This window comes from Paenibacillus sp. A3M_27_13 (genome assembly GCF_024213315.1).
Taxonomy (GTDB): domain Bacteria; phylum Bacillota; class Bacilli; order Paenibacillales; family Paenibacillaceae; genus Paenibacillus; species Paenibacillus polymyxa_B.
In genome coordinates, this window is record NZ_JANAVE010000007.1 from 214,131 (window position 1) to 226,489 (window position 12,359).

Here is a 12,359-nt window from a genome sequence, read left to right on the forward strand (position 1 = left end):
ATCCCCCGCTTTCTGTTATTCTTTCGCTTTCATATGGGGATCTAACACGTCGCGAAGCCAGTCACCGAGAAAAATGACGCCCAGGACTGTGATGGTAATCGCCAGACCGGGAAACGTTGCCACCCACCAGCTCGTGGCTATATACTGTCTCCCATCGCTCAGCATGCCACCCCAAGACACTGCCGGCGGTGTAATCCCTAACCCGAGAAAACTAAGAGAAGCTTCCATAATAATCGTCGTTGCTACATTCATACCGGAAATGACGATAAACGAAGACAGGACATTCGGTAAAATGTGCTTCAACAAAATCCTACTATTTTTAGAGCCAATCGCCTTGGCTGCTTTAACAAAGTCTCGTTCCTTGATACTCAATACCTCGCCCCGGACAACTCTCGTATAAGAAACCCAATTTGTAACCCCAATGACGAAAATGAGCGTAGTCATGCCAGGCCCTACCACGGCCAAGACAACCAGCATCAGCAGAATAGCCGGAATAGCCAAAAAGGCGTCGGCAACTCTCATTATGGTGGCATCCACCCATTTACCATAAAACCCGGCGAGGAGGCCGAGGATTGCGCCAATGGTGCCTGAGACCAGAACTGCACCAATACCGACGATAAGCGAAACTCTCGCTCCATATACGATACGACTCCACATATCTCGTCCTAGGTTATCTGTACCAAGCCAATGTTTCGGCAATCCACCATCCAGCCACATAGGCGGCTTCAGACGGTTAAGCGGGTCAATTTCCGCAGGATTGTGACTGGCCAGCATAGGGGCACATAATGCCGTTAAACTAACGAGCAGTAAGATTACTGCGCCGACTGTTCCGGTTTTACTTCGTAACAGTTGCTTCCATATGCGTCCGATACCGGACGGTTGTGTCTGCTTTTTGCCATCCAGGTTTAGATCTGGACCAAGGGCTTGTACATCATGAATGCCTGCCACGCTTCCCCCTCCCCTCTCTAGTTGTATTTAATCCTTGGATCAAGCAGTCGGTAAACGACATCGGTTAAAATATTGCTGACCACCACAATAAAGGCAATCACAAATACAGCAGCCTGAACGATAGCCATGTCGTGCGTATTCACAGCGACGACAAGTAACTGTCCCAAACCCGGCCATGCAAATACCGTCTCTGTAATCAGTGTACCGCCGATCAAGCTCGTAAATTGCAAGCTCATAATCGTAACGACCGGAATCAATCCATTACGGAAAGCGTGTTTTCCGATAACCACGATTTCTAGAATCCCTTTACTTCGGGCTGTTCGAATATAGTCCTGATTCAAAATGTCCAGCATACTGGAGCGAATGAGTCGGGTCATCTGTGCAGAAAGGCCGACACCCAGTGTAAAGGCGGGGAGTATTAAATGATCCATCCCGCCCCGGCCGGACACCGGAAGCATCCCTAACATGACGGAAAATAATAAGATGAGCATAATCCCCATCCAAAAGTTAGGCATGGCCTTGCCGACTACGGATAAACTGGAAATGATTAAATCGGTAAAGGTATTCCGTTTGACTGCTGAGATGACGCCCAACGGCACAGCAATGATGACCGCAAAAATCATGGCGGCTACTGCCAATTCAAAACTGGCAGGCAGCCGTTCCAATACTAACGGCAAAGCCGATTCACCATAGCGAAACGAGGTACCAAAATCTCCTTGTAAGGCACTGCCAATAAATTTAATGTATTGCGTATATAAGGGCTGATCTAGCCCCAGCGCCTGCGTTAACACTGCACGATCCTCAGCTGTAGCGGTCTCCGGCAGCATAAGGGCCACAGGGTCCCCGGTTACCCTCACCAGGATGAATACAATAAGGGAGACAATCAACAGTACAGGAATAACCTGAAGCAGTGATTTAGCGATATACGTTTTCAATCTGTCACCTCCGTAACCAGCAGGCTTTTTTTAAAAGGACGGGCAGGAACCTTCATTGAGGTCCCCGCCCGTTCATTTCTCTTCTTTATTTAGCAGGTGTAATATCCTCTGCATAGAACATTTCATCGCTTCTCGGTTGGAAGTTCACACCGTTACCGGTGCCATAAATCCCTTCCATTTGGAACAAATATACGGCTGGACGATCTTCAGCCAAAATCTGTTGCACTTGCTGATACTCTTTTTCACGCGAGGCTGTATCCAAATTCGTCAGCGCATGCTGCAGCAGCTTCTCTACCTTCGGATTGTTATAATCCGTTTCGCCTTTTGCCTCTTCTACCAGATAGCGATTATAGTTGTTGGAAGCATCAAATAGAGAATTACCAATGCCGATCATAAACATTTCTTTGAAAGATTTGGAACTGTAACGCTCACTGAAAGCACTTGGCTCCAGCACGTCCAATTTAATGTTGAATCCTTCTTTATTTAACATGGCGGCTACGACCTCGGCATACTCTTTGTATATTGAGGATACTGAAAGGGTCAATGTCGGGCCTGCGCCAGCATAACCGGCTTGCTTCAGCAGTTCCTTAGCTTTAGCCGGATCATATAATGTTTTCTCATATAAGGAAGGATCGGCACCAAAGTTGCCTGGTGTAACGGAAGTACGGGTTACAATCCCAGCACCGCCTGCGATGCTGTCTACGATTCCTTTTTTATCAATCGCGAGATCTATCGCTTCTCTCACTTTGGAGTCAGCCGTAACACTGCCCTGACTTTGACGTAAAATCAATTGCAGCACACGCTGGATCGGAGCCTTAACGATTTTTTTACCCTCTTCGCCTTGAACACGTTCTATATCCGTGGAAGGGATACCAGATGCAATGTCAATCGAGCCTGCGAGCAGTTCAGATACACGCGTAGAGGCTTCTGGAATGGAGCGGAAGACAACTTGATCCCATTTGGGCTGACCTTCGTAATACTTATCGTTTTTAACGAGTACCACCCGGTCATCCTTGATCCATTGGCTAAATTTATAAGGGCCCGTACCTATCGGATTCTTAAGGAATGCCTCTATCCCATTTTTCTCAATATACTTGGAAGGTAAGATGCCAGCTCCCATTTTGGATAAACGATTCAACAGCAACGGATCAGGTCCATCGGTGATGATGTCTGCCGTATGTTCATCTACCACTTTCACTTCTTTGATATTTTTAAAGTAGGAATTTTGTTTGAGTGTGTTATCCTTTGCTACTCTTTCTATCGTGTACTTCACATCTTCGGCTGTGAATGGATCACCGTTATGGAAGGTTACCCCTTCGCGCAGATGAAAACGCCAAGTGGTATCATCTACCTTTTCCCAGGAAGTAGCGAGTCCAGGTACTTTCTTTTGCTGACTATCATTTTTCAATAAGTAGTCAAATACGTTAACCAGAACAGCTTCACTCGCCGTATTGTTATTGTTATGTGGATCAAAACTTTCAATATCCGTAGCATTAGCAATTGTCAGTACTTTACTGTCGGTCGATGTTGCGCTGTCTTTACTATCGCCTGTGGATTGGGTACCGCAGCCTGCCAGGATCATCGCAGCAATCAGTAACGTAATCCCGCCTCTAAACCACTTATGTCTATTCATCTTGTCCACTCCACTCCATTAAGGTTGTATATTGCCACACAGCTGCATTTGAGCGTCTTAATCCCAATTTTATGTTGTCTTCAAAAAATTCAGCGCGATGGCCGACATCATGGCTACCCCATAAGGCAGTACCATTTCATCTAAATCAAATCTGGGATGATGTAATGGATAGCTAGTATCTTCATCACCTCTCCCACATCCCAGCCGGAAAAACACGCCGGGTACCTGCTCACAATAAAAAGCGAAATCCTCCCCGCCTGTTGACGGTTTGATGTAGTCCCACTCCTTGGAGCCAAACAATTGCTCACTCGTTTCCGTCATCAGATCGACCATATCCGGGTCGTTCTGCACAACCGGGTAGCCCTGCTGATAACTCAGCTCATATCCAGCCCCGAACGACTCACACACCCCACGGACCACCTGTTCGATCAGCTCAGGCATCCGGTTACGCAGTTCCGCAGATAGGGTACGCACGGTACCGATCATCTCTACTTCCGGTGCAATGGCCGCTCCCATATACCCGCCACTAATTTTGCCAATCGTAATGACCATGGTTTCAAGGGGATCAACCATACGACTTGGAATGTTTTGCAGGGCAGAAATAACCTGCGCGGACACGGCAATGGCGTCTATTCCCTCATGTGGACGGGCAGCATGACCGCCTTTGCCTAGAATCTTAATGGTTAAGCTATCTGCCGATGCAAAAGCGACCCCTTTGCTGACCCCCAGTGTTCCTGTCTTCAGACCCGGGAACATATGTAGTCCTGCCATCGCATCCACTTTTGGATTCTCCAATACACCGTCATCGATCATAGCCTTGGCCCCTGCCAAACCTTCTTCAGCCGGCTGAAAGACAAATTTGATATTTCCTCTTTCAGGTCGCTCCAAATGAGCAAGTAACTGTGCAGTTCCCATCAGTATGGCTGTATGGGCATCATGCCCACATAAATGGGCCTTACCTGGGATCTCCGAACGATAGGGAACCGTTTTTTGATCCTGAATCGGTAATGCATCCATATCTGCCCTTAGACCGATGGTAGGCCCTGGGCTTTTTCCCCGTAACAGAGCCACAACCCCGGTTTTCCCTACCTGGGTTGTCACCTCCAACCCGAGACTACGCAAGTGCTCGGCTACAATGCCCGATGTTCGAATCTCTTCATAACCCGTTTCAGGATGGCGATGAAAATCCCTTCGCCATGTGATCAATTGCTCTTGAAGTGGTCTAGATAAAGCCAAAAGCTCGTGTATGTTCATGTTTTCACCCTCCCCACTCGAATCGTATTCTTTTCTGTATGATATCGTTAGCCTTTTGCAACTACTCTTGCATAAATGGCATCTGCGGAATGTCCGATATGATGCTTCATCATTTCCCGCGACTTCTCAGCATCTCGTGCCCGAAGTGCACTCAAAATTTCTGTATGGACGTCGTAATTCACCGTCCGAATCTGATCATCATAGGGCATGAGATCAAGTGCCGGGTTAATCTTGGTACGAATCTGCCTAACCGCATCTTCACAAAATGGATTACCGGATGCTTTGGCAATGGCCAGATGGAATTTAACATCCAAGGCCCGAAACCATTCTCGGGTACAGTCCGCTTCAATGCTCTGTTCCAGGTAATGCTGAAGCAGGTCCAGTTCATCCGTGGTGATCCGCGCAGCCGCTAAAAAAGCACCCTCTGGCTCCACAATCATCCGATATTCAAAGACCTTCAGCATGTGCTCCCAATCTTTTGCAATTTCTTCCCGGGTACGTTTATGAGAGTTTGCTGTCACTGGAAGAACAAAGGTCCCTCCCTTGGCACCTACTCTCTTTTCAATGAGTCCCTTGGATTCCAATTGAGATAACGCCTCACGAACTGTAATTCTACTGGCATTAAATATTTCTGCGAGTTCCCGTTCTGTCGGTAGTTGCTCCTCGCTAAGCAATTCCTTTAAAATAATAGCCTCTTCCAACTGCTCTCTAATAAAATCACTCACTTTTTTAGCTGATACTTTTTCAAAGCGCAGAGGAGTTTGGATTAACATATGAACACTCCGATCATAAATCTTTAAGGTCTAAACCTTATACCATTGTAAAAAACAAAAAAATATAAATCTGTTGTTATCATAATACCTAGTAAACCTATATGCAATACTTTTTTTAAAAATATTTATGATGCTTTCGAAACAATAAAAAGAAGCAGCCCCTTACAGAGCTGCTAAATCTTTGGTTATCCTTATGCATCATATAAAAAGCACGCAACAGGTTATCCTGTGCGCGCTCGGTCATTCTCTATTTCTCCTCCAACTCATCCGGTACATCGTATTTATTGATATGTGAGGTCATTGCTGCAACTGCTTCGCTGGCATCCGTCGTGGCCGGCACTTCTCTAACCACATCATCCGTCTGGTCACGAAAATTCAAACGGTCTGCCTCGACTACTTTCTGTTGATTTGGTTTCATTTTTCATATCGCTCCTTTCTTATTCCAGTACCTGATCTCTTTCCGTTAACGTGTACAAAGGTACTTCCCGTTCCTCTTCTGGATGGTTCAGCGCATAAATGCGTGCCGTCTCACTCTGCTCGTTCACATGCTGAATATAAATGGGTAACCCATCACACAACACATTCGCCATTATGGAAGAGGACGCTATTTCTTGCGCTCTTTGAACATTCACTTAGAAAAAACCTCCCTTGCTAAGTAGAGTTCCCCCTTACTATGCACGAGGTAAATATTTGTTATACACATTTCATGCCAACATGTTTTTCATGATCATGAAAGGATATCATTTGAAAAAATAAATATTATTGTTATTATGGATTGAGAGATTCAGTGAAAACTGCGATCTTAATTGTAGAGAAAAGGAGTAATGATGAATGTTAAACATATTAATGGTTAACTTTCCGGCAGAAGGACATGTAAACCCTACGATCGGGATGACGCAAGCCTTTGCAGCACGAGGGGACCAAGTACATTACATTACAACTGAGAAATACAAGGACAGACTCGAAGCCGTTGGAGCGAAGGTTCACCTGCATTCTGATCTGGTCAGGACTGCTTCCATTAATACCAATACTTCGGCAGGACTGAACGCATTTATGAATATCCATATCCAGACTTCAATGGACATCTTAGCCATTACCCAGCAGCTGTCTGAAAGCATTGATTTTGACTTTGTATTCTATGATAGATTCGGAGCTGGCGAGTTAGTTAGAGACTATTTGAAAATCCCTGGTATTGCTTCCTCCCCATCTTTTCTGATTTCGCAGAATCGGATGGCTACCAATCTCTTTCGCTCTAATAGAAATGAGCCGTTTCAACTTGATGAACAGGCCACGACCTCACTGCAGCTCATGAAAGAAAGGTTCGGTGTTGCTCCCAAAAATATGGTTCAATTTATGAGCAATACAGGGGCTTTGAATGTTGTATATACCAGTCGATATTTCCAACCAGACGCTGACAGCTTTGGTGAAGAGAATCTCTTTATTGGTCCCAGCTTCCCAGAACGCAAAGGGGAAAATTCATTTCCTTTGGACGCACTACAAGATAAAAAAGTTCTGTATATTTCGATGGGAACGGTTTTGGATCATGTTGAGGACTTTTTCAACACCTGTATTGAAGCTTTTTCCGATTTTGAAGGTATCGTCGTGATTGCAGCTGGCGAGAAAGCTGACTTTACGAAAATCAATCCAGCCCCAGAGCACTTTATCATCTCGCCCTATGTTCCCCAATTGGAGGTACTACGTCATTCAGATGTATTTATTACTCATGGTGGAATGAACAGTGTGAATGAAGGGATTCACTTTAATGTACCCTTGGTTGTACTGCCTCAGGACAAGGATCAGCCCATGGTCGCGCAGCGGTTAACAGAACTTCAGGCTGGCTATCGAATAACCAAAGACCAAATCAATGTCCAATCGTTAAGAGATGCCGTAGATGAGGTAATGTCGAACGCGGCGTATAAAGAGGGCGTACAAAAAATAAATGATAGCTTCCAGCAATCTGGCGGTACAGAAGAAGCCCTCGCAAAAATTGATGCCTATCTTCAAAATAAGCTTGTGTAAATCACACGATTACAATTCTACAAAAAACAGGAGCCCTGACCATCAATGGTCGGGTTCCTGTTTGTCATGCATTTCCTATGTGGATATATCCCACTTCTGAAACGAAGCAATCGTACACTTTCCGCTCGCGAACGCTCGAATGCCCGTAGATTCCACTCCCGGATACACTCTTCCCGTGAGGACGTATTCACCATCGCCGATGAATATTTCCACCGAGCTTTTATCGACAAAAACCCGAAGCTCCAGACGGCCCTCGTGTAAGCCCACAGGCACTCTTCTCTCCCCGCCCGGGCCTATACCGGCACGTTCTCGGTTGAAACGGAACAGACCGTCATCGGGACGGTACGACAGTACAGTCTCCTCTTCACTACCCACCCGCAGTTTCAAACCGAATTCATCGGTGTTACTGGCCTCAAACTCAAATACGACCTTCAGTTCGTAGCTATCTCCGCGCGTGTCCATAATCTGCTCACCTGTCAGTAAGATATTCCGCTGCTCGAACAGATTGGATCGGTAATTCTTTACCTCTTCAAGCGGACGGAACAGCAGCCTGGCGCCGTCGATAACCACTTCCCGCGGAAGACTCATCGCACCAGCCCAATGGTGCCCCTCCTGAGTCGGCATCTCCGACTCCCACATATCCATCCATCCGATAACGATACGCCGCCCTTTATCATCCAAGGTTGACTGTGGAGCATAGAAATCGAATCCGTGATCCACCTGAGCATACCGCTCTGCCGTAAATGTTCCGGCAGCGGAATTGAAATCACCTATACCGTACATGGTGGAATGCAGATTGCGGTAAGCCTCCCCCTGCGCAGGCATGCGCTGCGGGGACAGCATAAATACGTGCCGACCACCGAGCGGGAACAGATCCGGGCACTCCCAATTATCGCCGAAGCGTCCGTCACTCACGGCTAGTACATTGACATACGTCCAGCTTTTCAGGTCTTCAGAACGGTAAAGCAGTACAAGTCCGTTCCCTTTCGCATCATTAGAACCGAGAACGGCGTAATATTGACCTTCGTGTCTGAACACCTTAGGGTCACGGAAGTCTTTACGGCTGATCGTGTCCGGTATGGCGTCATAACCGATGACCGGGTTGCCCTCCCACTTTTCGAACGTTACTCCGTCTTCTGATACTGCGATTCCCTGCGACTGCTTGTAATCCTGATCTTTGTCAGGCCCGGTTACAACATGTCCGGTATACATCAGGACAAGCTTCCCGTCCTGCTCAATCGCACTGCCGGAGAAGCAGCCATCCTGGTCGAACTCACCGTCCGGTGCCAAAGCGATCGGCAGATAATCCCACTTCATAAGATCGCGGCTGACTGCATGTCCCCAGTGCATCGGTCCCCATACTGATTTATACGGGTAATGTTGATAGAACAAGTGATACTGCCCGTGATATTGAATGAAGCCGTTCGGATCGTTCATCCAGCCGAATTCAGCCATTAAGTGGTAGTTCAGCCGATAATCCGGCCGAAGCATATGCTTCGATTGGGAAATAAATTGATCTGCACGCTCTCTCGTATACGCTTTAGTCTGTTTGATAAAGCATCCTTCCCCTGCAGTTATTTAATCGAACCTTGCATAACACCCTGAATAATATACTTCTGGGCGAACAGATAGATGATAATGATCGGAAATATCGTCAGTACCAAACTTGCCATCAATGGACCATAATCCACTGTATAGGTTCCATAAAAGTTGTACGTGGACAATGGAAGTGTCCTTTGCTCCGGATCGACCAGAATGAGGGAAGGCAGCAGAAAATCATTCCAGATCCACAGCACATTGAGAATGGAAATGGTGGCCGTCGTGGGCATCAGTACCGGAAACACGATCCGGAAGAATGTCTGAAACCGCGTGCATCCGTCAATTAGCGCCGCTTCCTCCAGTTCCTTTGGAATACTCTTTACAAAACCATGATAAATGAAGACGGCCAGCGAGCTGCCAAAACCGATATACATGTAAATCAGCGACCACTTACTGTTCAGCAGATCAAGGGACCCGTAGATTTTCACCAATGGAATCATGATAGCCTGGAATGGAATGATCATGGATGCAACCATCAGCATAAATGTATATTGGTTGAACTTGGTGTTGTTTCTGACAAAATAATGAGCCGTCATCGCCGCGAACAGTGAGATAAACAGAACACTTAACACCGTTATGACCAATGAGTTGGTGAAGGCAGCGATGTAATTCATTTTATCGAATGCATTCATATAATTGACCATACTGAAGCTCTCTGGAAGCGATAACGGATTTGAGGTGATGGCCATGTTTTCCTTGAACGAATTGATCAGCAGAAAGACGAACGGTACGATGAACAATATGAGTATGACTGTCAACACAATGAATTTGATCACGGAGGAAGCAACTCTTTTTCTTGCCATTACGCCTCCACCTCCAACTTCTTGCTAAAATAAACCTGAAGCAGAGTGATGAGAGCAACCATCAGGAACAACACGAATGCTTCTGCCTGCCCCACACCATAATCACGGGAAAGGAATGCCTTTTCATACACATGCATCGACACCATTTGAGTACTGCTGAACGGCCCACCTTTCGTGAGCGCAAGGTTCACGTCATAGACCATAAAACCGCGCTGCAGGGACAAAAATATACATACGATGAAAGAAGGAACCATCAAGGGCAGCACCATTTTCCGCAGTCTGGTCCAGCTGTTTGCCCCATCAATGCTTGCGGCCTCCATAATATCATTCGGCACACCCGTCAATCCCGCGATGTAAATGACCATCATGTAACCCGCGTTCTGCCACACGGTTACAATCACGAGTGCCCAGAACGCTTTGTCGGGATCAGCCAGCCAAGTCGTGCTGAGCGACTGTATGCTGGCATGTTGTCCCAAATAGACAAGCACGTTGTTGAATATAAACTGCCATATAAAGCCGAGTACAATGCCGCCGACAAGGTTGGGCAGGAAAAATCCCGCTCGGAAAACACTCTGTCCTTTTAACCCTTTAGTCAGCACATAAGCCAGCATAAAAGCGATCACATTAATAAGAACAACGGTATAAAACACATACTTGAGCGTCAAGCTGAACGATTTCCAAAACTCAATATCTCTAAAAACAGCCAGATAGTTTTGGATGCCTACCAGCGATAGTGTGGTGGAAATACCATCCCAGTTTGTGAACGTCAGATAGATGCCATACAAAAATGGAATAATCATTACCGTTATGAAGGCAAACAAGGTTGGGCCGGTAAACAGTAGCCGCGTCCGCAGCCGGTTCCATACTCCTTTTTCCGTAATCATGATGATCCCTCCCTTTGTTCCGGGTTTCTCTCTCTATTCCAGGTAATTTGAAAATAACCTTATTTAACCGTTTTCCAGTAGTTTTCGATTTCTTTAACCAGTGTTGCACGATCGCCCTGTTTCGCCAGATACTTTTGCATGGAAGATCCTGTCTTGGACCAGTGGTCGGCAGGCAGCATGCTCATCGACTGCTCTGACTTGCCTTTTGCAATATAATCCTGGATGGACTTGCCAAGCGGGTCGGCCGCAGGCAGTGTAATATTTTTGAACGCCGGGATAATGTTCGCTTGGTTCACGAGGAAATCCTGGCCTTTCGCATCATATACGATCCAGTTCAGGAACTTCTTCGCCGCCTCTTGCTGTTCCGGAGTAGTCTTCTCCTTGTCAATAACAATGCGCTTGGATACAGCGGACGAAATCTCCTGATTGCCGTAGTCATCGGCATTGTTACTGATGGGTACAGGCAAGAAACCATATTCTTTATTAGCGGTATCAAAACTGTTGATTTGCGGCCATGCCCAGTTGCCCATGAACCAAATGCCAACTTCACCTTTGCCGAGCAGCTCCGGTCCGCGTTCATAAGCTCCTGCTAGCGGAGAAGCCTGATCGATGTTGTATTTCATCATGAGGTCGAATGTATCCATAAGTCCGTTAAATACAGGATTATTAGCCAAGCTAGCCTGGCCCGCTTTTAGTGACGCCATGAATTTGTCCACTTCAGCCATGTCTTTGTTCTGGCCTGCATAAGCAAGAGGCAAATAATGAGCGCCCAGAGACCAGTCCATTGGTGAAATCACCAATGCTTTCTTACCAGATGCCTCGATTTGCTGAAACAGTTTTTCAAGGTCATTTCGGGTTTTAATTGTGGTGGGATCAAAGCTTCCGCCTATCGCTTTATCTACAACGGCTTTGTTGTAAATGAATCCGTAGCCTTCAACAGCCAGCGGAAACGCGTAATTTTTACCATCAAATGTCGTAGCAGTGGTAGCGTTTTCAACAGTGTCCGCATTCCACTTTTCCCCACTTAGATCGAGGATACGGTCCTTGAATTTCTCAACATCACCTGTATCTAGCATGATCATGGTCGGCGGGTTTCCTGATGCATACAATGCGGAGGCACGCTCAAAAGGAGAACCACCAGTCGGAACCGGCTGGATTTCAACAGTAATGCCCGGATTGTCTTTCTGGAACGCCTTCGCGGCTTCCTCCAGCTGTGGAAGGATTTCGCCTTTGGAGTTCAAAAGCGTAATTTTCACATTTTTCGAATCCCCTGATCCCCCTCCAGAAACCGAATTACCTTCTCCTCCGGAGCCACTGCATGCAGACACCACCATAACCAAAAGAAGCAGCATTACCATCCATTGAACTCTTTTGAATTTCCTCATTGTTGTCATCCCCTTATTTATATAATGGCTCTGAACACTTAAATAAAACGCTTACAAACGGATTATATGTCAAAGGTTTAACTTGTGTCAATCGTTTGACATGTTGAATTTTTAACATGTACTAAA

Annotated in this window: 12 protein-coding genes; 1 reads left to right on the forward strand and 11 read right to left on the reverse strand. The window is 46.3% G+C overall.

Going from position 1 to position 12,359, the window contains the following annotated elements:
* Positions 1-15: 15 nt before the first annotated feature.
* The 7 genes from NLX82_RS21440 to NLX82_RS21470 all read right to left on the reverse strand — a co-directional run bounded on the left by NLX82_RS21440 (position 16) and on the right by NLX82_RS21470 (position 6,175).
* On the reverse strand, positions 16-948 hold the full coding sequence (locus tag NLX82_RS21440) for an ABC transporter permease (RefSeq protein WP_023990422.1): 933 nt from the start codon (positions 946-948) through the stop codon (positions 16-18).
* A gap of 17 nt (positions 949-965) precedes the next feature.
* Entirely contained in the window at positions 966-1,883 is a 918-nt protein-coding gene (locus NLX82_RS21445; RefSeq protein WP_023990423.1) for an ABC transporter permease, read from the reverse strand.
* 85 nt (positions 1,884-1,968) lie between these two features.
* Entirely contained in the window at positions 1,969-3,516 is a 1,548-nt protein-coding gene (locus NLX82_RS21450) for an ABC transporter substrate-binding protein (protein WP_028541762.1), read from the reverse strand.
* Between the two features lie 69 nt (positions 3,517-3,585).
* Positions 3,586-4,770, reverse strand: coding sequence for a M20 metallopeptidase family protein (locus NLX82_RS21455; protein ID WP_076295685.1), 1,185 nt, complete (start codon positions 4,768-4,770; stop codon positions 3,586-3,588).
* Positions 4,771-4,817: 47 nt separating this feature from the next.
* On the reverse strand, positions 4,818-5,543 hold the full coding sequence (locus NLX82_RS21460; protein ID WP_023990426.1) for a FadR/GntR family transcriptional regulator: 726 nt from the start codon (positions 5,541-5,543) through the stop codon (positions 4,818-4,820).
* A gap of 247 nt (positions 5,544-5,790) precedes the next feature.
* Positions 5,791-5,961 carry a hypothetical protein gene (locus NLX82_RS21465; RefSeq protein ID WP_007432293.1) on the reverse strand — a complete coding sequence of 57 codons (171 nt, stop codon included), beginning with the start codon at positions 5,959-5,961 and terminating at the stop codon, positions 5,791-5,793.
* A gap of 19 nt (positions 5,962-5,980) precedes the next feature.
* Positions 5,981-6,175, reverse strand: a complete 195-nt coding sequence (locus NLX82_RS21470) for an H-type small acid-soluble spore protein (protein WP_023990429.1) — start codon at positions 6,173-6,175, stop codon at positions 5,981-5,983.
* A 199-nt stretch (positions 6,176-6,374) separates the two neighbouring features.
* Between NLX82_RS21470 and NLX82_RS21475 the strand changes: the two genes are divergently transcribed.
* Positions 6,375-7,562, forward strand: a complete 1,188-nt coding sequence (locus tag NLX82_RS21475; protein ID WP_254349030.1) for a macrolide family glycosyltransferase — start codon at positions 6,375-6,377, stop codon at positions 7,560-7,562.
* A gap of 75 nt (positions 7,563-7,637) precedes the next feature.
* Here NLX82_RS21475 and NLX82_RS21480 read toward each other — a convergent pair whose 3' ends face one another.
* From NLX82_RS21480 to NLX82_RS21495, 4 genes are all read right to left on the reverse strand, one after another.
* Complete coding sequence (locus NLX82_RS21480) at positions 7,638-9,053, reverse strand: glycoside hydrolase family 32 protein (RefSeq protein ID WP_254349031.1); 1,416 nt, start codon at positions 9,051-9,053, stop codon at positions 7,638-7,640.
* A gap of 83 nt (positions 9,054-9,136) precedes the next feature.
* Entirely contained in the window at positions 9,137-9,964 is an 828-nt protein-coding gene (locus tag NLX82_RS21485; protein WP_025723176.1) for a carbohydrate ABC transporter permease, read from the reverse strand.
* Entirely contained in the window at positions 9,964-10,848 is an 885-nt protein-coding gene (locus NLX82_RS21490) for a carbohydrate ABC transporter permease (RefSeq protein ID WP_053326151.1), read from the reverse strand. Before NLX82_RS21490 ends, NLX82_RS21485 begins: the two co-directional genes overlap by 1 nt.
* A 59-nt stretch (positions 10,849-10,907) precedes the next feature.
* Complete coding sequence (locus tag NLX82_RS21495) at positions 10,908-12,233, reverse strand: ABC transporter substrate-binding protein (protein ID WP_254349032.1); 1,326 nt, start codon at positions 12,231-12,233, stop codon at positions 10,908-10,910.
* Positions 12,234-12,359: the final 126 nt, after the last annotated feature.